Source organism: Pseudomonas sp. CP4, from assembly GCF_047758505.1.
In the GTDB taxonomy this organism is placed as follows: Bacteria; Pseudomonadota; Gammaproteobacteria; order Pseudomonadales; family Pseudomonadaceae; genus Aquipseudomonas; species Aquipseudomonas fluorescens_AO.
The window spans coordinates 3,875,624-3,896,749 of sequence record NZ_CP180489.1; the positions used below are offsets into that span (position 1 = coordinate 3,875,624).

The following is a 21,126-nucleotide window of genomic DNA, read 5'->3' on the forward strand; positions in this document are numbered from 1 at the left end:
GTTTTTGACGGGTGTTTTGCTGGCGCGTCTGCTTCAATGGCGACCATTGATCCTTTGCAGGGATGAGAGTGACTATGGAAATCTCCGGCAACACAGCTTTTTATGCGGGGCTGAGCTCGATTCAGTCCGGGCAGAACCGCGTCGATCAGGCCGCCAGCCAGATCGCCAACAATACTATCGAACGCTCGGTGACCAGCCAGTCGTCCGAAGTGCAGGTCAATCGCCTGCGCGGCGTGGATCGCGCACAGGAATCGGATCTGGCGAGCAATATCGTCGAGCTGTCGCTGGGCAAGATCCAGGCAGAGCTGGGTGTGAAGGTGGCCAAGGCGTCCGACGAAGTGCTTGGGACGATCATTGATACCTTCGCTTGAGTGAATTTGTTGTAGATCTCGAAACGCCGCGCCCTGTCGCGGCGTTTTTCGTTTAAGTCCTTCTTGCTCAACTAATCTTTTTACAACGTCCGTGGCTAACGTGAAGGCGCGGCGATTTGTCGTCTCCGGCATTTGCGAAAGGCTGATGACGAATGGCAAAAGAACGACGCTTGACAAGATTTCGGCGTAAACGTATGTTTCAAACAACTGTTTGACCGTCACAACAACTCAACGCGGTCGTTCATTCCCGGTTACATCAGCAGAGGTTTATCGCTATGCCTGACTACAAGGCCCCCTTGCGTGATATTCGCTTCGTTCGTGACGAGCTGCTCGGCTACGAAGCGCACTATCAGAGCCTGCCAGCGTGCGCAGACGCCACGCCGGACATGGTTGACGCCATCCTCGAGGAAGGCGCCAAGTTTTGTGAGCAGGTACTGGCGCCGCTGAACCGCGTGGGCGATCTGGAAGGTTGCACCTGGAGCGAGTCCGGCGTGAAAACCCCGACTGGCTTCAAAGAGGCGTACAAGCAATTCGTCGAAGGCGGCTGGCCAAGTCTGGCGCACGACGTTGAGCATGGCGGTCAGGGCCTGCCTGAGTCGCTGGGTCTGGCGGTCAGCGAAATGGTCGGCGAAGCCAACTGGTCGTGGGGCATGTACCCAGGCCTGTCGCACGGCGCGATGAACACGATCTCCGAGCACGGCACCCCTGAGCAGCAGGAAGCCTATCTGACCAAACTGGTCTCCGGCGAATGGACCGGCACCATGTGCCTGACCGAACCGCACTGCGGCACCGACCTGGGCATGCTGCGCACCAAGGCCGAGCCTCAGGCCGACGGTTCCTACAAAGTTTCCGGCACCAAGATCTTCATCTCGGCCGGTGAACACGACATGGCCGACAACATCGTCCACATCGTACTGGCCCGCCTGCCGGATGCTCCGGCTGGCACCAAAGGCATCTCGCTGTTCATCGTTCCAAAGTTCCTGCCAAACGCCGATGGCACCATTGGCGCGCGCAACGCAGTGAGCTGCGGTTCGCTGGAACACAAGATGGGCATCCACGGCAACGCCACCTGCGTGATGAACTTCGACGGCGCCACCGGTTACCTGATCGGCCCGGCGAACAAAGGTCTGAACTGCATGTTCACCTTTATGAACACCGCCCGTCTCGGTACCGCGCTGCAAGGTCTGGCTCACGCCGAAATCGGCTTCCAGGGCGGTCTGAAGTACGCTCGCGATCGCCTGCAAATGCGTTCGCTGACTGGCCCGAAAGCGCCGGACAAAGCCGCTGACCCGATCATCGTTCACCCTGACGTGCGCCGCATGCTGTTGACCATGAAGGCGTTCGCCGAAGGCAACCGCGCGATGGTCTACTTCACCGCCAAACAGGTCGACATCGTCAAATACGGCGTCGATGAAGAAGAGAAGAAGAAGGCCGACGCACTGCTGGCGTTCATGACCCCGATCGCCAAAGCGTTCATGACCGAAGTCGGTTTCGAAGCCGCCAACCACGGTGTGCAGATCTACGGCGGCCACGGCTTCATCGCCGAGTGGGGCATGGAGCAGAACGTTCGCGATAGCCGCATTTCGATGCTGTACGAAGGCACCACCGGCATCCAGGCCCTCGACCTGCTCGGCCGCAAAGTGCTGATGACTCAAGGCGAAGCTCTGAAAGGCTTCACCAAGATCGTCCACAAGTTCTGCCAGAACAACGAAGGCAACGAAGCCGTCCAGGAATTCGTCGCGCCGCTGGCTGCACTGAACAAGGAATGGGGCGAGCTGACCATGAAGGTCGGTATGGCTGCCATGAAAGATCGCGAAGAAGTCGGCGCGGCCTCCGTGGACTACCTGATGTACTCCGGTTATGCCTGCCTGGCCTACTTCTGGGCGGACATGGCACGTCTGGCTGCGGAAAAACTGGCTGCCGGCACCACCGACGAGGCGTTCTACACCGCCAAGCTGCAGACCGCGCGCTTCTACTTCCAGCGCATCCTGCCGCGTACCCGCACACACGTGGCCACTATGCTGTCGGGCGCTGGCAACCTGATGGACATGAAAGAAGAAGACTTCGCGCTGGGCTACTAAGCCTCAACGCAGTCTGACGAAAACCGCTGCTCCCGTTAGGGGGCAGCGGTTTTTTTGTTGGCGGATCGCTCAGATAGTCGAGCTTCCGGCCGTTATAGAGACCGTGTGTGATCTGGATCACATTGTGTGGGCTTGGCCGCACTTTGCAGGCACAATGCCATCTCTTTGCTATGACGGGTCGGAGCTTACCCTTGCCGCGTTCTTCCGCTGTACGTTTCAGCCATTTCCTGCCATCACTGCTGTTATTGCTTGCGGGGCTGGCGGCTGCGTACGTCAAAGACCTCAGCGTGTTTTTCACGTCCCTGTTCAATGTCTTGCCGACCCTGGTTCTATTGCTCGGCGGGGCGTATTGCGCGGTGTACCGACGACAGCGCGAACTGTTTCTGATGCTCACGGTTTACATCGCCTATTTTCTGCTCGATACCCAGACCGACTTTTACCGCGACAACGGCAAAGTCCGCGAAGACGCTGCGGTGGTTTTCCATCTGGTCTGCCTGTTGCTGCCATTGTTGTTCGGGCTGTTCGCAGCGTGGCAAGAGCGTACGCATCTGTTTCAGGACATGGTCGCGCGGTTCGCTGTGCTGCTAGCGTTTGGCAGCGTGGCGCTGGGGCTGGAGCAAAGTTACCCACAGGCGCTGCTGCTGTGGTTGTCGGAGATCCGCTGGCCGGCGCTGCACGGCGCGTGGATGAGTCTGATCCAGTTGTCCTATCCGGTGTTCATCTCGGCCTTCCTGCTCCTGGCCTGGCAATACTGGCGTAACCCGCGCCCGCTGCACGCGGCGCAACTGGTTGGCTTGCTCGGTGTGTTCTGGATGCTGCCGAAGACCTTTATTCTGCCGTTCACCCTGAACATCATGTGCAGCCAGGTGATGCTGATGATCGCCGCCGCCGTTGCGCATGAGGCCTATCAAATGGCCTTCCGCGACGAGCTCACCGGCCTGCCGGGACGACGTGCGCTCAACGAACGCATGCAGCGACTGGGGCGCAACTATGTGCTGGCGATGAGCGACGTCGATCACTTCAAGAAATTCAACGACACCCACGGCCACGACGTCGGTGATCAGGTGCTGCGGCTGGTCGCCAGCAAACTGTCGAAAATCAGCGGTGGCGGTAGGGCGTATCGCTACGGCGGTGAGGAATTTGCCTTGGTGTTTGCAGGCAAAACCCTTGAGGAATGCATGCCGCACCTGGAAGTGATCCGCGAATCGATCGCCTCCTACAGCATTCAGTTGCGCAACCAGGAAAACCGCCCGCAGGATGATCAGCAAGGTCGCCAGCGCCGCAGCGGTTCCGGGGCTTCGGCGGTGTCGGTGACGGTGAGCATCGGCGTCGCCGAACGCGTCGAGCAGCGCACTCCGGAAGAAGTGCTCAAGTCCGCCGACCAGGCGTTGTATAGCGCCAAGGGCGCCGGGCGTAACTGCGTCATGGCGTTCGGGCAGAACCGCCGTGGCGCGGTGCGCATGGATACCGCTGCGGGTTGAGTGATGACGGCGCATTCAGCGCCCGCACATTGATTGTCGCGCGTGGTGGCCAGCAGTAGGTTGGAGGAATCTGCTGACGGAGAAGCCACCATGCCTGAGTACAAAGCTCCCCTGCGCGACATGCGCTTTCTGATCGATCACGTCTTCGACTTCCACTCCAGCTACGCCAGTCTCGGCGCGCATGACGCCAGCCCGGACATGATCAGCGCGATCCTCGAAGAAGGCGCGAAGTTCTGCGAGAACGTGCTGGCCCCGCTCAATCGCAGCGGCGATGAAGAGGGCTGCCATTTCGACAACGGCGTGGTAACAACGCCTACAGGCTTCAAGCAGGCCTTCGCACAATATGTCGAGGGCGGCTGGCACGGTTTGGCGGCTGATCCGGCTTACGGTGGTCAAGGGCTGCCGAGCTCGCTGGGACTGGTGATCAGCGAGATGGTCGGTTCCAGTAACACGTCCTGGGGTATGTACCCGGGCCTGACTCACGGCGCGATGTCGGCGATCCACGCCCACGGTACCGCCGAGCAGAAAGACACTTACCTGAGCAAACTCACCGCTGGTCAGTGGACCGGCACCATGTGCCTGACCGAAGCGCACTGCGGCACTGATCTGGGCATCATCAAGACCCGCGCGGTGCCACGGGCCGACGGCAGCTACGCGATCACCGGCAGCAAGATCTTCATTTCTGCCGGCGAGCATGACCTGAGCGACAACATCATCCATCTGGTCCTGGCCAAGCTGCCGGACGCACCGGCCGGAACCAAGGGCATTTCCCTGTTTATCGTGCCCAAGTTCCTCCCCGACGCGACAGGCGAAGCGGGAGAGCGCAATGGCGTTTCCTGTGGTTCGATCGAGCACAAGATGGGCATCAAGGCTTCGGCCACCTGCGTGCTGAACTTCGATGCCGCCACCGGTTACCTGATCGGCGAGCCGAACAAGGGCCTCAACTGCATGTTCACCATGATGAACCACGCGCGACTCGGCACCGGCATGCAGGGCCTGTGTCTGGGCGAGGCGAGTTTTCAGGGTGCGATCAAGTACGCCAATGACCGCCTGCAGATGCGCGCGCTGACCGGTGCCAAGGCCCCGCAAAAACCTGCCGACCCGATCATCGTCCACCCGGATGTGCGGCGCATGTTGCTGACCATGAAAGCCTTCAACGAAGGCAATCGGGCGCTGACCTATTTCACCGCGCAGATGCTCGATGCCGCGCACCTGAGCAGCGATGCCGAGGCGCGTCAGGAAGCCGAAGACCTATTGGCGTTCCTCACGCCAATCTGCAAAGCCTTCATGACCGACACCGGGCTGGAAGTGACCAATCACGGCATGCAGGTGTTCGGCGGCCACGGTTTCATTCGTGAGTGGGGCATGGAGCAACTGGTGCGCGACTGCCGGATTGCGCCGATCTACGAGGGCACCAACGGCATTCAGGCGCTGGATCTGCTCGGGCGCAAAGTGCTGGGCAGCCAAGGCAAATTGCTGCGGGGCTTCACCAAAATCGTCCACAAATTTTGCGCAGCGAACGCCGACCATCCGCAGTTGGGCAGCTTCGTCGCGCAACTCAACGGGCTCAATCAACAGTGGGGCGACCTGACCATGAAGGTCGGCATGGCCGCCATGAAGAACCCCGACGAAGTCGGCGCCGCATCGGTGGATTACCTGATGTACAGCGGCTACATCATCCTTGGTTACCTGTGGCTGCGCATGGCGTTGGTTGCCCAGGCACAGCTGGAGGCTGGCGAGGGTGAGGCTGATTTCCTCAAGGGCAAACTGGCGACGTGCGAGTTCTACTTCAAGCGCTTGCTGCCGCGTACGGCTACACATCAGGCGGCGATCGAGGCGGGCAGTGATTGTTTGATGAATTTGCCGGCGGAGGCGTTTGCTTTGTAGGGCAGATCGAAAGATCGCGGCGATCTTTTTCCGGTGACTAAAAATAACAAATCAGTCACCGGTTGACCCTATGTGTCGCAAAAGTTGTTGAGGTACACTCAGGCTCAGAAAACATCATTCCACGAACCACCTGTTTAGATCTTGCGAGGTTTGCCATGGCTGACTACAAAGCGCCGCTGCGCGATATGCGCTTCGTCCTCAATGAAGTGTTCGAAGTCGCCAAACTCTGGGCCGAGCTGCCGGCGCTGGCCGAGACCGTCGACGCCGAAACCGTTGAAGCGATTCTCGAAGAGGCCGGCAAGGTCACCAGCAAAAGCATCGCGCCGCTGAGCCGTGCCGCTGACGAGGAAGGTTGCCATTGGGCGGACGGTGCCGTCACCACGCCGGCCGGCTTCCCACAGGCCTATCAGACTTATGCCGAAGGCGGCTGGGTCGGCGTCGGCGGTGATCCGGCCTATGGCGGCATGGGCATGCCCAAAGCCGTGTCGGCGCAGGTCGAGGAAATGGTCAACTCCGCTAGCCTGGCGTTCGGTCTGTATCCGATGCTGACCGCCGGCGCCTGCCTGTCGATCAACGCTCACGCCAGTGAAGAACTGAAAGCTGCGTACCTGCCGAACATGTACACCGGCATCTGGGCCGGCTCCATGTGCCTGACCGAGCCGCATGCTGGCACTGACCTGGGCATTATTCGCACCAAAGCCGAACCTCAGGCCGACGGTTCCTACAAGGTCAGCGGCACCAAGATCTTCATCACCGGCGGCGAGCACGACCTCACCGAAAACATCATTCATCTGGTCCTAGCCAAGCTGCCGGACGCCCCGGCCGGTCCGAAAGGCATTTCGCTGTTCCTGGTGCCGAAGTTCATGGTCAATGCCGACGGCAGCCTCGGTGCGCGTAACCCGGCCAACTGCGGATCGATCGAACACAAGATGGGCATTCAGGCTTCCGCAACCTGTGTGATGAACTTCGACGAAGCGGTGGGCTATCTGGTCGGCGAACCGAACAAAGGCCTGGCCGCGATGTTCACCATGATGAACTACGAGCGCCTGGGTGTTGGTATTCAAGGCCTGGCCACGGGCGAGCGCTCTTATCAGAACGCCGTCGAATATGCGCGCGATCGCCTGCAGAGCCGTTCGCCGACCGGTGCGCAGAACAAGGACAAAGTCGCTGACCCGATCATCGTTCACCCGGACGTGCGGCGCATGCTGCTGACCATGAAAGCCTCGAACGAAGGCGGCCGGGCGTTTTCCACTTATGTGGCGATGCAACTCGACACCGCCAAGTTCAGCGAAGACGCGACCACCCGCAAGCGTGCGGAAGATCTGGTGGCGTTGCTGACGCCGGTAGCGAAAGCCTTCCTGACCGACCTGGGTCTGGAAACCACCGTTCATGGCCAGCAGATTTTCGGCGGCCACGGTTACATCCGCGAGTGGGGCCAGGAGCAACTGGTGCGTGACGTGCGCATCACCCAGATTTACGAGGGCACCAACGGGATTCAGGCGCTGGACCTGGTGGGTCGCAAGATCGTTGGCAGTGGCGGTGCGTTCTACAAATTGTTCGCTGACGAGATCCGTCATTTCACCGCCACCGCCAGTGCCGATCTGGGCGAGTTCACCAAGCCGTTGAACGATGCCGTCGACACCCTCGACGAGCTGACCGCGTGGCTGCTGGACCGGGCGAAAAACAATCCGAACGAAATTGGCGCGGCCTCGGTCGAATATTTGCAAGCGTTCGGATACACCGCTTACGCCTACATGTGGGCGTTGATGGCCAAAGCCTCGCTGGGCAAGGAAGCGCAAGATGATTTCTATGCGAGCAAGCTGGGTACCGCACGCTTCTATTTCGCCCGTCTGCTGCCACGTATTCACTCGTTGAGCGCGTCGGTCAAGGCCGGTAGCGAGTCGCTGTTCCTGCTGGATGCGGCACAGTTTTGATCCTGTAGACGTCATGTAAGCATTTGCTTACGTGACGTGCTGCTGTTCTCCCATATGCGTACATTGGATCCACCGCTAATCTACGTTTCATGGACGTCGCGCAGGAAGCGCAAAGTAAACAACACGGACACGTAGGATTCTGCCAGGGTGGCGGAGTGAAATGGATGTCAGGGAAACAGTCTGCAAAGCCCCGCTTCGGCGGGGTTTTCTTTTGCCTGAAGAAAAGTTTCAGGCGAGCGGATCGAGGGGCGGCTTCACTTCGCGATCGATCACCTCTTCAAGCAATGTCCGCAGCAATGCCAACGAGGCCTGCTGGCGTTGTACATCGCGGCACACCAGGCCAACTTGCAACGGCACCCGTGGCTCGCTCAGCGGTTTCCACAGCAGATCTTCATCGTCGTATTCCTTTTGCGAACGTCCCGGTAGCACCGTTGCCAGCCTGGTGTGCGGCAGGCTATCGAGAATCCCCAACATATTGTTCAGCTCGGCCTGCACTTGCGGGCGTCGTCCGAGGCTGGTCAGTTGTGCCTGCCAGATCTGCCGGATCTGGAACTCTTCGCCGAGCAGCAACATGGGCAGCTCAGCAGCCTGGCGCATCGAGACTTTCTTGAACTCGCGCAATGGATGGTCTGCCGGGATGACCAGCGTCAGTTCGTCTTCATACAGCAACACCCCGTGCAGACCGGGTTGGCGCGGCGGCAGATAGCTGATACCGATGTCCAGCGAACCATTGAGCAGACGCCGCTCGATTTCCAGTCCGGTCAGTTCATAGATCTGCACCACCAGATGTGGCTGCGCCTTGCGCACACGCTCGAGCATTTGCGGCACAAGGCTGGTGTGCACCGTTTGCAGCACACCGATCGCCAGGGTGCGCAACGCCTGCCCCTTGAAATTACCCAATGCCTCGCGCGCCCGCTGCAAGCCATCGAGCAGCGGCAACGCGTGGTTGTACAGCGTGTGCGCAGCGAGAGTCGGCAGCAGGCGTTTACTGCTGCGTTCGAACAGGGTGACGTCGAGGTTCTGCTCCAGCTGTCGGATCTGTTGCGACAGCGCCGGTTGCGAGATCGACAAGCGCTCAGCCGCACGGCCGACATGGCCTTCTTCGTAGACCGCGACGAAATAACGCAGTTGCTTGAAATCCATAAGTAGCGCTTATAGAAATGGCTGGGAAATCGAAATGGCTTGAAGCCGGTTGCGCGCCTAGTCTAACCGCATTCACAAGGCTTACAGGGCCAGAAAGCGTGATGCATCCCATTTGCTTCGTTAGTGCTTACATAGGCAGTTCAAAAAACCTCAAGCGAGGTTTTTTCGCATGAATCTGTTCAGTTTGCGGCGCCAGACGCCAAGTCTGGATGACCTCACCTTCGAGACGGGGCCATCCACTATGACCGATCACCTCAATGCCCAACGCCTGATGCCCGGTGTCGAGCGACCGTATCAAGTGTTCGTTCGGGGCCAGGGTTCCTGGCTGTGGGACAGCAACGATCGCGCCTACCTCGACTTTTCCCAGGCTGGCGGCGCCAACAGCCTTGGCCACAGCCCCACGGCGCTGGTCAAAGCCATCGCCAATCAGGCCCAAGCGCTGATCAATCCCGGGTGCAATCTGCATAATCGCGGCATGCTCAGCCTCGCCGAATGTTTGTGCGCCAGCACGTCCAGCGATCAGGCGTACCTGCTCAACAGTGGCAGCGAGGCTTGTGACGCGGCGATCAAACTGGCGCGCAAATGGGGGCAACTGCATCGCAGCGGCGCCTCGCGGATCATCGTGGCGCAGCAGGGTTGCCATGGCCGCAGTCTGGCGACGGTCGATCGAGTGCCATTCAACGACTTGCCGGCATTGCATGCGGCGGTTGATGCGCAGACCGTGGCGATCATGCTGGAGCCGATCCAGAGCGATGCCGGGGTCATTCCTGCGACCGAGCATTACCTCAAAGGCGTCGAGCGACTGTGCCGTGACCTGGGCATTCTGCTGATTCTCGACGAAGTGCAAACCGGCATCGGCCGCTGCGGCACCTTGCTCGCCGAACAGTCCTACGGCATTCGCGCCGATATCGTCGTGCTCGGCAAAGGCCTTGGCGGCGGCTTGCCGCTGGCGGCCATGCTGGCGCGAGGCAAGGCCTGCTGTTTCGCCACCGGCGAACTGAGCGGCACCCATCACGGCAACGCCTTGATCACGGCGGCCGGTCTGGTGGTGCTCGACAGCATCCATGACCGCAGCCTCCTTCAGCAGGTCAACGACAACGGCCAGCATTTGCGCGAAGGTCTCGCGCGGCTGGCTCACCGCTACAACCACGGCGAATTGCGCGGCCAAGGCCTGTTTTACGGGCTGACGCTGTCCGCCGAATGCGCCGACGCCGTCGTTCACGCCGCACTTCACGAAGGCCTGATATTGAACGCTGCGCAGCCTGACTGCCTGCGCTTCACCCCGGCCCTCACTGTCAGCAAAGCCAACATCGACGAAATGCTCCTGCGCCTGGGCCGCGCCTTCTCGCGAGTGCGCACCGTCCAATTGCAATGCCGCAAGGGCATTGCCGTCTGAGCTGAGGTGCCCCAACCGATTACCCGAACCGTCTCGCGGTATAACGCACGCCCCACGCCTGATTCTTTTGGCGTGGGGCGTTTTTTTGTGATGCTGGCGATCAAATAGCAAGCGTAATGAACCCTGACGAACGGCGCGGGTCGATTAGCTTGTATGGCTCAAGTGAGCCAACCCCCATTCAGGAGCTGCCCCATGGATTTCATTCGCATCATCATCGCTATTCTGTTGCCGCCACTGGGCGTGTTTCTGCAGGTCGGGTTTGGCGGGGCGTTCTGGCTGAACATTCTGCTGACGTTGTGCGGCTACATTCCGGGGATCGTGCATGCGGTGTATATCATCGCCAAGCGTTGAGTTCAGTGGCGTCTGATCAATAGCTATCGCGGGCAAGCCAGCTCCCACAGTGTTATGAGGGATCACAATTTTTGTGTACACCAAATAACCTGTGGGAGCGGGCTTGCCCGCGATTGGAGCGACGCAGTCTCAAAGTGAGGGCTCAGTCATTCAGCCCCATCACCCGCCGATAAAACGTCCACTCCCGCTCCAGCGCATGCGCCTGGTTAGCCGCGCGACGAAAGCCGTGGCGTTCGTCGGGGTAGTAATGCGCTTCGACCGGGATGCCGTTGTGCTCCAGCGCCGCGACCATGTCGCGGGTCTGTTGCGGCACGACCACCGCGTCCAGTTCACCCTGGAAGAAAATCACCGGCGCGCGAATGTTGTCTGCGTGCAGCAACGGCGTGCGTGCGGCATAGCGTTCGGCATCCAGCTCGGGATCGCCGATCAGCCAGTCCAGATAATCGCCCTCGAACTTGTGCGTGGCACGTGCCAAAGCCACCGGATCGCTGACGCCGTAGAGGCTGGCGCCTGCGCGGAAGACTTGTCTGAACGCCAGCGCGCACAGTGTCGTATACCCGCCCGCACTACCACCGCGAATGAACGCGCGCTCACCATCGATCAAACCTTGGCCAGCGAGATAGCTGACCACCGCGCAGGCATCCTCGACATCCACCTCGCCCCAGCGCAGATGCAGCGCTTGCCGATATTCGCGACCATAGCCACTGCTGCCGCGATAGTTGAGGTCGGCGACAGCAAAGCCGCGCTGGGTCCAGTACTGGATGCGCGGATCGAGGATCGGATAGCACGCCGAGGTCGGGCCGCCGTGGATAAACACCACCAGCGGCGGTTTCGCTTCACCGCTCATGGCCGGGTAGAAGAAACCGTGTGCCTCGCCGGAGCCGCTCGGATAACGCAAGGTCTGCGGACGGCTGATGCGTTCGGCGGGCAATGGCGCCACGCCGCCAGCGAGGACTTTCACTGCGTGAGAAGCACGATCGATGGCAATCACTGCCGACGGGCTGACCGGCGAGGCGGCAATGCAGTAGATGAACTGCTGATCCACTGCCAAGTGACGGAAGCGGCTGTAGTCGCCGCTGAAATCCTTCCTACCAAGGGCCAGGCGGCCGAAACCATCCTCGCTCCAGCTGGCTAAAAATTGATCACCGACAGGCAGCCAAGTGCAGCCGCCCAGTTGCCAGGGCGCGGGCGCGTGATCGGCCTCGGCACTCGGTAGCGCGTGCAAACCGTCAGATGTTTCGACCCACGGCTGCCAGTAGCCGCCACGATCTGTCAGGCAGTAGAGCCGGCCGTCGGCGTCGAAACGCGGCTGCTGGATCGACTCCTCAATCTGCTCGCCGGCAATACAACGAGGTGCGGAAAAATCACCTTCCGCGACCATCAAGCGCGTCGAGGTCCACGGCTGATGCGGTCGGCTCCACTCGATCCATGCCAAGCGCTGGCCGTCGGGACTCAGCGTTGGCGACGCATAAAAATCTGCACCTTCGGCCAGCACCTGTCGCGTTCCGGTGTCCAGATCAATCGCCACCAGTCGATGCTGATCATGCTGCTCTTCAACTGCCAACACCCGGCCAGCGGCGAATTGCAGATCGCCGTAGCGGCAGTCAGTCGTCGTCAGCGCGATCGGCTCGCCATCCAGCGCCTGCCGATACATCTGCTGATCCGCTTCATTGACGAAAACCACCCCGTCAGGCGTCAGACAAAACGCGCCACCGCCATATTCGTACACCCGGCTACGCACGCTGAAGCCGTCCGGCGTCAGACGTTTCGCTACGCCAGCGCGCCAATGCCAGATTCGGCACGCGGCGTCCTCTGGGCGATATTCATTCCAGAACACACCATGGACGCCGAGCTGCAGTTCGGCGAAGTCGGTTCCGGCGGCGACGGCCTGGGCGGCGCTGAAAGGCTCAGCCCTTGGCGATGAGGCGTGAGTTTCGTTCATTGCGAAAGGCCAATTGTTCGATGGTTTGAGTGGCGGTCTCGGCTTCGTCGCGGGCCTTGAGGATCACGCCGTGATGTTCGGACTTGCTGCACACCGGGTCGGCGTTACTGGCGTCGCCGGTGAGCATGAACGCCTGGCAGCGGCAGCCGCCGAAGTCTTTTTCTTTCTCGTCGCAAGAGCGGCACGGCTCGGGCATCCAGTCGTAACCGCGAAAACGGTTGAAGCCGAACGAGTCATACCAGATGTGCTGCATGCTGTGATCGCGCACGTTGGGAAACTGCACAGGCATCTGGCGCGCACCATGGCAGGGCAGGGCGGTGCCATCCGGGGTGACGGTCAGGAAGATGCTGCCCCAGCCGTTCATGCAGGCTTTCGGGCGTTCTTCGTAGTAGTCCGGCGTGACGAATATCAGCTTGCACGGATGCCCTTCGGCTTCCAGCCTGGCCCGGTATTCGTTGGTGATGCGTTCGGCACGCACCAGTTGTTCCTTGGTAGGCAACAGACCCACACGATTGAGCTGCGCCCAGCCGTAGAACTGGCAAGTGGCGAGTTCGACGAAGTCAGCCTCCAGCGCGATGCACAGTTCGATAATGCGGTCGATCTTGTCGATGTTGTGCCGATGGGTGACGAAGTTCAGCACCATCGGATAGCCGTGGGCCTTCACCGCACGCGCCATTTCCAGCTTCTGCGCAAAGGCCTTTTTCGAGCCGGCGAGCAGGTTGTTCACTTGCTCGTCGCTGGCCTGAAAACTGATCTGGATGTGATCGAGCCCGGCCTTTTTGAAGTCGCTGATTTTCTGCTCGGTCAGGCCAATGCCGGAAGTGATCAGGTTGGTGTAGAAACCCAACTGCCGCGCTTCACGGATCAGTTCGGCCAAGTCCTGACGCACCAGCGGTTCGCCGCCGGAAAAGCCCAATTGCGCCGCGCCCATCTCGCGCGCTTCGCGGAACACCTTGATCCATTGTTCGGTGGTCAGCTCTTTGCCCTGCTCGGCGAAATCCAGCGGATTGGAGCAGTACGGGCATTGCAGCGGGCAACGGTAGGTCAGCTCGGCGAGCAGCCACAGCGGCAGGCCGACTTCCGGTTTGGCCGGCAGATCAGCCAAGGGTGAGCCAGTGTTGCTCACGGGCAACCTCCATGAATTGCTCGACGTCGTCACCGAGCTCGGGTACGCCGGGGAACTGCTTGTCGAGTTCGGCAATGATTGCCGCGACATCGCGTTCGCCATCAATCAGGCCGCCAATCAGCGCGGCCGTTTCGTTGAGCTTGATCATGCCCTCTGGGTACAGCAACACATGGCCCTTTTGCGCCGGTTCGTACTGGAAGCGATAGCCCGGGCGCCAGCTCGGCACTTTGCTGCGGTCGAAACTCATAAGATGATTCCTTTATGCCAGACCCGTTGTTCGGTCACGCTGTGATACGGCGGACGGTTCAGTTCGTAGGCCATGCTCATGGCATCGAGCATGCTCCAAAGAATGTCCAGTTTGAACTGGAGAATTTCCAGCATGCGCTCCTGGCCTTCACGGGTCTTGTAATGCTCAAGGGTGATCGCCAGCCCATGCTCGACGTCACGCCGCGCCTGACCGAGACGAGTGCGGAAATATTCATAACCGGCCGGGTCGATCCACGGGTAATGCTGCGGCCAGCTGTCCAGGCGCGACTGGTGGATCTGCGGCGCGAACAATTCGGTCAGCGAGCTGCTTGCCGCCTCCTGCCAACTGGCGCGACGGGCGAAGTTGACGTAGGCATCGACGGCGAAACGCACGCCGGGCAATACCAGCTCCTGGGAGCGCAACTGATCTGGATCGAGGCCGACAGCCTGACCCAGACGCAGCCAGGCTTCGATGCCGCCGTCTTCACCGGGCGCGCCGTCGTGGTCGAGCAGGCGCTGAATCCACTCGCGGCGGATTTCCCGATCCGGGCAGTTGGCGAGGATCGCTGCGTCTTTCAGGGGAATGTTCACCTGATAGTAGAAGCGGTTGGCGACCCAGCCCTGAATCTGCTCGCGAGTCGCGCGGCCTTCATACATCGCCACGTGGTAGGGGTGATAGATGTGGTAATAGGCGCCTTTGGCGCGCAGGGCCGCTTCGAATTCGGCGGGGGACAGCGGGGTGTCGGTCATGTCTGTTCTCCGGGAACAACCCTGGAAATCTCTGGTGTCTGTGCTGGCCTCTTCGCGAGCAGGCTCGCTCCCACAGTTGATCGCATTCCAATGTGGGCGCGAGCCTGCTCGCGATAGACCGCGCCGCGGTCTCGATTGCTTAAAGCACGATGCTCATGCCATCAAACGCCACTTCAACATTACGCCGCGCCAGCTCGGCACGCTCCGGCGAATCCTCGTCGAGGATCGGGTTGGTGTTGTTGATGTGGATAAGTACCTTGCGCTGCTCGGGCAACTGCTCCAGCACTTCGAGCATGCCGCCGGGGCCGTTCTGCGCCAGGTGGCCCATCTCGCGACCGGTGCGGGTGCCGACGCCACGGCGCTGCATTTCATCGTCATCCCACAGCGTGCCGTCGACCAGCAGGCAATCGCTGCCCGCCATGATTTCCAGCAGCGGCGCATCGACCTTGCCCAGCCCTGGCGCGTAGAACAGCTTGCCGCCGGTGTTGAGGTCTTCAACGATCAAACCGATGTTGTCGCCCGGATGCGGATCGAAACGGTGCGGCGAATACGGCGGCGCGGCGCTGCGCAACGGCAACGGCGTGAAACGCAGGTTCGGGCAGGCGGCTACGGTGAAGCTCTGGTCGAGTTCGATGCGGTTCCAGTCCAGCCCGCCGTTCCAGTGGGTGAGCATCTTGAACAGGGGAAAACCGGTGCTGAGGTCTTCGTGAACCATGTCCGTGCACCAGACCTGATGCGGGCAGCCTTCGCGCAGACTGAGCAGGCCGGTGGTGTGGTCGATCTGGCTGTCCATCAGGATGATCGCGCTGATGCCGGTGTCGCGCAGGGCCCGGCCCGGTTGCATCGGGGCGAAGCTTTGCAGTTGCGCGCGGATGTCCGGCGAGGCATTGCACAACACCCAGTTCACGCCGTCATCGGAAATGGCGATGGACGATTGGGTGCGGGCCTTGGCATTCAGGCTGCCGTCGCGAAAGCCTGCGCAGTTGACGCAGTTGCAGTTCCACTGCGGAAAACCGCCACCGGCGGCCGAACCCAGAATCTGGACGAACATGAACGCTCCATCATTTCAACGCGGAAAATAAAACGCCTCGGCGAGCCGAGGCGTTGCACTGCGGATCTGCGTAAGCAGAACTCAGCGGCTGGCGAAGTACATGGTGACTTCGAAGCCGATACGCAGGTCGGTGTAAGCAGGTTTGGTCCAGGCCATGAGATGTCTCCTTCTGAGGGTTGGGATAGCGCTATCCATAGTTATAGTCCACGGCAGCGCGGTGATGTTCCAATTAGTTAGGCGGCTATGTTACTCAAAATTTCAACGGCGTGACCCGTGAATCTTTGAGAAAGCTCCTTGCAGCCTCGGTAATGATCAATTTGCCGCTTGCCACGGCGCGCCGGGCATCGGTTCATTCGCCAGACAGTGGTAGCCGCCATTGGCATTGATCAGGCGCTGCGCAGCGGCCAGCAAAGCCTTGTGATCCAGCTGCCGGATCGCCATAACCAGTTGCTCACGGTAATCCGACGAATGGCCGGCGAGTTTACCCTGCCACAGAAGTTCGGCAGCGTCCTTGTTGGACTGTGTCGCCGGATTGAATTGGTCGGCGAGGTTTTGGCTTTGTTGCTTGAGGCCAGCGTCATCAAGCGTTTCGATCATCGCCGGAATGCCGTTGAAGAGCGCTTGGATGTGTTCAAGCAGGATCGCCGCAGAGGCTGTCGGCGATTGCACGCCAAAGACAATCGCAGTCGTGCCGTGCACCTGACGCAGCGCGCTGAACACGGCGTACCCCAATTGCAATTCGACACGCAGGCGCTGGTAAAAAGGCGTCTGGCACAACTGCGCCAGAAGGCGCCATGCAGCTTCATCAGCGATGTCGCGGCTGGCAGTCGGGCAGATCAGCAGCAAGGCGTGTTCGCTGGAGGCGGTGTTGATCTGGCTCCATTGGTACTGGCCTTGGGTGATCGGTGTCACCGGTAGCTGATTGTCCGGTGTGCCGGGAATCCGGCTCAGCGCCAGGCCCATGGCTGATTGGGTCTGTTGATTCAGCCCTAGAGCGAGGCCGTCCCAGCGCGAAGTTGTCCACAGCTGTTTGGCGTCATCGCTGGTTTCAATCGGGGGCAGGTATTTTTCCGGCAACGCTTCGAGCAGTTGGCGGATCGGCATCGAAGGTATCTGCACCTCGTCGCGCGGCGAATCGGCGTCGATCATCGTCAGACATTTCAGCGCGTGCTCCAGGACGCTGGGCATCGGTTCCTGTAATCCGGTCATTTTCAACAGGCATTGGTTACCTGCGGCGCTGAAAGACAAGTCCACTCCGGCTTCGGACGCATCCTGTCGGGTCTGACGCAGACTGCGCTGCAATCTTGCGCGCAGATCGGCGCTGGCCGCCATGTCGACCTGCCAGCGCAGGTAAATCGCGCCCTCATCGCTGCTGTCTGGCAGCGCACGACTGAAGTGCATCGGCGACCGTTCGCGACGACTGCGCGAGCGATCCTGGGCGAATGTGCGCAGGCCTCGGTGGGCGCTGGTCTGGCCGCGAATCAGCCCGGCATTGGCCAGCGGTTCATTGTCGCGCAGGAAAGGGTTCGCGGCGGGCAGGTGCCAACGATCGCTGAAGTTATCCACACCACCGATTTCGCGAAGGATGTGCGCAAGTGCGGCAACACCCGACTCGGACAGACCTGATTCTTTCTGCTCAACGTCGATGCGCGCTAGTTGCAACGCGCCGCTGACTTGCTGCTGGCGCTGAAGCAGGGCTGCGTATTCCTCGCGCAACGGCGTCCAGTCCTGGCGGGCGAAGAAGCTCAGCCAGTCCAGCAGTTGTTCATGAATGGTGTTCAACTGCTCGCCGGCGGCATGGAATTGAAGATGCAGCAGCGCTTGCCCAGCGAACTGGTAGATCGGCGCGGCTTTCAGACTGTCAGCCAGGTTCTGTCGTTGCAGGTGTGCGAGCAATCCACCGGGTTTGGCGTTGTTCAACCAATGACAGAGAAAGGCCATCGCCTCTGCGGATGGTTCGGGTAAGCCGTCGAAGGCGAACAACAGGTTCGCGTGAGCGCCAACCTGTTGATAACTTCTCACCGTCAGCGGTGGCGGGGCAGCCTGGGCAACTTTATCCCCAACCGGCGACACCGCTGCGAATTGCCGCGCCAGCTCCCGCAATTCATCAATACTCTGTGGACCGACCAGACTGAGGCTCATTTGCCCGGTTCGATAAAAGCGCTGATGGAAATCTTTCAGCGCCGACTGAAACCCTGACGATTCGACCTGCAAGCTGTCCCGATTGCCCGCATGAAACCCGCGCAACGGGTGCTCCGCTGGCAAACCTTCATACAAGGCAAACTGCTGTTGCGCTGTCGGATCCTGCGACCAGGCGACGAATTCCGCCTGCAGCACTTCCCGTTCACGCAGTTGATCGTCCAGATTCATACGCGGTCGGGCGAGCATTTCTGACAGACGCTCGAGCCCGGCGCTGAACGACGATACTGGCAGCTCGAAGAAAAAATCCGTGGTGCGCTCACGGGTGCTGGCATTTACCTGCCCGCCGTGACGCTGCACGTAGGCCATCAGCGCTTCATCTGTGGGAAAACGCTCGGTGCCGAGAAACAGCAAATGCTCAAGGAAATGCGCCAGCCCCGGCCATGCCAATGGCACGTCATGGCTGCCGGCCGCCACGCGTAACGCGGCAGCGCTGCGCTTGAGACCGGGCACGTGGCGCAGGGTCACGCGCAGGCCGTTGGCCAGTGTTTCAGTGTGGGGGCGGGGATGAGTCGGCGCAGGCATGGGCACTTCCAGAACAGTGAAGTGCCCATGCTAGCGGATTAGCGGCGGTTGAGCGCGCCGTAAAGCTCTGGCCTGCGATCGCTGAGGTAGCGGTTGGCCTGGCGTGAGTCGTTCATCAATTGGCGGTCCAGTTCACCGACGATCAACGCCTCGTCCAGACCTGCCAGGGCGATACGGCTACCGTCCGGCGCGGCAATACTGCTTTGCCCGCAATACTGGATATCGCCTTCATGTCCGCAGTAATTGGCGTAAGCCACGTAGCACTGGTTTTCGAAGGCGCGGGCACGCACGGTGACGTCGGCGACGAAGTCGAACGGAACCATGTTGGCCGTAGGCACCACGATCAGCTCGGCGCCGGCCAAGGCCAGACGACGCGCGTTTTCCGGAAACTCCAAGTCATAGCAGATCAGGAAGCCGAGCTTCCAGCCGTTCAATTCAACCACCGGCAAGTCGGAGTCACCGGGGCTGAACATCGACCGGTCGAGATCGCCAAACAGATGCGACTTGCGGTAATTGCACAGGCGCTCGCCGTGGGCGTCGATCAGTTGCACGGCGTTGTAGATATGCCCGTCGGCGGTGCGCTCGGGGTAGCCGTAGACGATCGCCAGACCCGCAGCCTTGGCGATCCGGCCGATCTGCTGCGCCCATTCGCCGTTATAGACCTCGGCCAGCGTGCTCACCGCTTCGGCGCCGATGTTGTAGCCGGTCATGAACATCTCCGGCAGCACCAGCAGATCAGCGCCCTTGGCCTCCATTGCTACTTGATGCAGACGCTGCAGGTTGGCGGCGGGGTCCAGTGGCAACGGTGGACATTGGTAAACGGCTACGCGCATCGGGGAATCCTCTTACTCGGGCAGGGCGATAGGGCCGATGTCTTTGAACACATCACCCGGGCCCGGGTTCTCTTTATGTGTCGAACCGCCGAAATGCTTCATGATGCCCCACACCGCGTTGAGCGAAGTCTGCACCGCGCCTTCGACCCACGCCGGTGTCCACGACACATCGTCGCCAGCGATGAAAATCCCGCGCTGCTCCGCCGGCATATCGTCCTGCATGAAGTGCGCGTACATGCGCTGGTTATAGCGGTAATGGCCGGGCAGGGCGCCTTTGAAGGCACCGAGGAAGTACGGATCGGCTTCCCACGACACAGTAATCGGATCGCCGATGATCCGCGCGGCGATGTCGACTTTCGGGTAGATCTTTTTCAACGAGTTCAACGCCAGCTCAACGCGTTTCTCCACCGGATGCGGGAGCATTTTCAACGCGTCGCTCATCCACGAGTACGACAGGCAGATCACACCCGGCTTGTCGTCGCCGTTGTCGAACAGATAGGTGCCACGGGTCAGGCGATCGGTGAGGGTCATGCTCATCACGTCGCGGCCGGTCTCCGGATCTTTGTCTTTCCAGAACGGCCGATCGACCATCACGAAGGTTTTTGACGCTTGCATGTAGCGGGTGCGGTCGAGGGCCATCCACATTTTCTGCGAGAACAAGGTTTCGTCGCACTCGATCTGGGTAGTCAGCAGCCAGCTCTGGCAGGTTGTCAGCACGGCGGCGTATTCGCGGGTGTCACCATTGTTGTCGGTAACGGCGAAACGGCCTTCCGGTGCGTGGGCAATTTTCTTCACGCCCGAACGCGGCGCGCCACGGTGCAGGGATTTCAGGCTGGTGCCGGCCGGCCAGTGCACGCAACGTTCCGGTACATGGCGCCAGATGCCCTGCGGCACCTGCTCGACGCCACCGACCACCAAGTGCTGATGATCGTCGCAGTTGGTCATCACCACGCGGAAGATTTCCAGCATCGAATTGGGGAAGTCGGAATCCCAGCCGCCGGTGCCGAAACCGACCTGGCCGAACACTTCGCGGTGCTGGAAAGACAATTTGGCGAAGGCCTTCGAAGTGGCGACGAAGTCGTAAAAGGTCCGGTCGTCCCACAGCGGCACCAGCTTGTTCCACAGCTCTTTAAGGCGCGGCACATCACGGTCGCGAATGGCTTGTTGGATATCGGAAAACTGCGAGCCTGCTTCCAGCGCATCCGCCCAGGCATCAGCCACTTCCTGGAACAATGCCGGAAGATCCTTCAGGCTTTCGGCGTAATAGGTTTCGCCTTCCAGATCGATCACGGTGCTGCCAGACGCGCCGGTCAACGGGTTGGGAAAAGGCTTGGTTTCGAGGCCGAGCTTGTCGACGTAGTGGTAGAACGCCGTGGAGGACACCGGAAAGCGCATGCCACCGAGCTCGGCGACGATGGCGTCTGTGCCGTTGAAGGCCTGCGAGCGCAGACGACCACCGAGTTTCGACGCCTCGTACACCACCGGTTTCAAACCGAGCTTCATCAGCTCATACGCGGCCACCAGACCGGCGATGCCTGCGCCGACAATCGCCACTTCAGCGCCATGGTGCTGCTCGGGAATGCTGCCCAAACCAGCCGGATGCTCGATCCAGTCGTCAAACGCGAACGGAAAGTCCGGACCGAAGATGGTGATGGGTTTCTTGCCGTCTGCAGGATGACGATTGTTGTTGTTCATGGCTGACCTTGTTGGCGACCCGACGCAGGATTCGCGTCTGAGTATAGGAAAAGTTGCCAGCCATTCTAGGGAGCGTGGAGCGCGTTAATAAGACGCAATGTGTCGTCGTTTTGCC

The 21,126-nt window shown here is 60.5% G+C and carries 17 protein-coding genes; 7 read left to right on the top strand and 10 right to left on the bottom strand.

What is annotated here, in order from left to right; all coding sequences use genetic code 11:
* Positions 1-74: 74 nt before the first annotated feature.
* The 5 genes from ACMYUN_RS17305 (at position 75) to ACMYUN_RS17325 (ending at position 7,754) form a co-directional block, all read left to right on the top strand.
* Positions 75-371 carry a pyrroloquinoline quinone biosynthesis protein PqqE gene (locus ACMYUN_RS17305; RefSeq protein WP_415761237.1) on the top strand — a complete coding sequence of 99 codons (297 nt, stop codon included), beginning with the start codon at positions 75-77 and terminating at the stop codon, positions 369-371.
* Between the two features lie 275 nt (positions 372-646).
* Complete coding sequence (locus ACMYUN_RS17310) at positions 647-2,452, top strand: phenylacyl-CoA dehydrogenase (RefSeq protein ID WP_415761238.1); 1,806 nt, start codon at positions 647-649, stop codon at positions 2,450-2,452.
* Between the two features lie 191 nt (positions 2,453-2,643).
* The gene (locus tag ACMYUN_RS17315) at positions 2,644-3,933 is read left to right on the top strand and encodes a GGDEF domain-containing protein (protein WP_041476719.1); all 1,290 of its coding nucleotides are present in this window, start codon (positions 2,644-2,646) and stop codon (positions 3,931-3,933) included.
* A gap of 90 nt (positions 3,934-4,023) precedes the next feature.
* On the top strand, positions 4,024-5,820 hold the full coding sequence (locus ACMYUN_RS17320; protein ID WP_415761239.1) for an acyl-CoA dehydrogenase C-terminal domain-containing protein: 1,797 nt from the start codon (positions 4,024-4,026) through the stop codon (positions 5,818-5,820).
* 155 nt (positions 5,821-5,975) lie between these two features.
* The gene (locus tag ACMYUN_RS17325; protein WP_415761240.1) at positions 5,976-7,754 is read left to right on the top strand and encodes an acyl-CoA dehydrogenase C-terminal domain-containing protein; all 1,779 of its coding nucleotides are present in this window, start codon (positions 5,976-5,978) and stop codon (positions 7,752-7,754) included.
* A gap of 228 nt (positions 7,755-7,982) precedes the next feature.
* Here ACMYUN_RS17325 and ACMYUN_RS17330 read toward each other — a convergent pair whose 3' ends face one another.
* A complete protein-coding gene (locus ACMYUN_RS17330) occupies positions 7,983-8,897 on the bottom strand; it encodes a LysR family transcriptional regulator (protein WP_024014561.1) in 915 nt (304 codons plus the stop codon).
* A 169-nt stretch (positions 8,898-9,066) separates the two neighbouring features.
* On the opposite strand from ACMYUN_RS17330, the gene ACMYUN_RS17335 reads away from it, so the two are divergent.
* Positions 9,067-10,293, top strand: coding sequence for an aspartate aminotransferase family protein (locus ACMYUN_RS17335; protein ID WP_415761241.1), 1,227 nt, complete (start codon positions 9,067-9,069; stop codon positions 10,291-10,293).
* A gap of 192 nt (positions 10,294-10,485) precedes the next feature.
* Positions 10,486-10,644, top strand: a complete 159-nt coding sequence (locus ACMYUN_RS17340) for a YqaE/Pmp3 family membrane protein (protein ID WP_003228885.1) — start codon at positions 10,486-10,488, stop codon at positions 10,642-10,644.
* 142 nt (positions 10,645-10,786) lie between these two features.
* Here ACMYUN_RS17340 and ACMYUN_RS17345 read toward each other — a convergent pair whose 3' ends face one another.
* The 9 genes from ACMYUN_RS17345 to ACMYUN_RS17385 all read right to left on the bottom strand — a co-directional run bounded on the left by ACMYUN_RS17345 (position 10,787) and on the right by ACMYUN_RS17385 (position 21,011).
* Positions 10,787-12,586 (bottom strand): S9 family peptidase, encoded by a 1,800-nt coding sequence (locus ACMYUN_RS17345; RefSeq protein ID WP_415761242.1) that lies wholly within the window; start codon positions 12,584-12,586, stop codon positions 10,787-10,789.
* Positions 12,552-13,712: a pyrroloquinoline quinone biosynthesis protein PqqE gene (pqqE, locus tag ACMYUN_RS17350; RefSeq protein ID WP_415761243.1), complete on the bottom strand. Its 1,161-nt coding sequence runs from the start codon at positions 13,710-13,712 to the stop codon at positions 12,552-12,554. The genes ACMYUN_RS17345 and pqqE overlap by 35 nt, the downstream gene beginning before the upstream one ends.
* Positions 13,684-13,959 carry a pyrroloquinoline quinone biosynthesis peptide chaperone PqqD gene (pqqD, locus tag ACMYUN_RS17355; RefSeq protein ID WP_016772874.1) on the bottom strand — a complete coding sequence of 92 codons (276 nt, stop codon included), beginning with the start codon at positions 13,957-13,959 and terminating at the stop codon, positions 13,684-13,686. Before pqqD ends, pqqE begins: the two co-directional genes overlap by 29 nt.
* On the bottom strand, positions 13,956-14,708 hold the full coding sequence (gene pqqC, locus ACMYUN_RS17360; protein ID WP_039757691.1) for a pyrroloquinoline-quinone synthase PqqC: 753 nt from the start codon (positions 14,706-14,708) through the stop codon (positions 13,956-13,958). Before pqqC ends, pqqD begins: the two co-directional genes overlap by 4 nt.
* 139 nt (positions 14,709-14,847) lie before the next feature.
* Positions 14,848-15,759 (bottom strand): pyrroloquinoline quinone biosynthesis protein PqqB, encoded by a 912-nt coding sequence (gene pqqB, locus ACMYUN_RS17365; protein ID WP_065616547.1) that lies wholly within the window; start codon positions 15,757-15,759, stop codon positions 14,848-14,850.
* A gap of 81 nt (positions 15,760-15,840) precedes the next feature.
* Positions 15,841-15,915: a pyrroloquinoline quinone precursor peptide PqqA gene (gene pqqA / locus ACMYUN_RS17370; protein ID WP_003444522.1), complete on the bottom strand. Its 75-nt coding sequence runs from the start codon at positions 15,913-15,915 to the stop codon at positions 15,841-15,843.
* Positions 15,916-16,071: 156 nt separating this feature from the next.
* The gene (gene pqqF, locus ACMYUN_RS17375) at positions 16,072-18,483 is read right to left on the bottom strand and encodes a pyrroloquinoline quinone biosynthesis protein PqqF (RefSeq protein ID WP_415761244.1); all 2,412 of its coding nucleotides are present in this window, start codon (positions 18,481-18,483) and stop codon (positions 16,072-16,074) included.
* A gap of 38 nt (positions 18,484-18,521) precedes the next feature.
* Positions 18,522-19,316 carry a carbon-nitrogen hydrolase family protein gene (locus tag ACMYUN_RS17380; protein WP_310403614.1) on the bottom strand — a complete coding sequence of 265 codons (795 nt, stop codon included), beginning with the start codon at positions 19,314-19,316 and terminating at the stop codon, positions 18,522-18,524.
* A 12-nt stretch (positions 19,317-19,328) separates the two neighbouring features.
* A complete protein-coding gene (locus ACMYUN_RS17385; protein WP_039757698.1) occupies positions 19,329-21,011 on the bottom strand; it encodes a flavin monoamine oxidase family protein in 1,683 nt (560 codons plus the stop codon).
* Between the last annotated feature and the right edge of the window lie 115 nt (positions 21,012-21,126).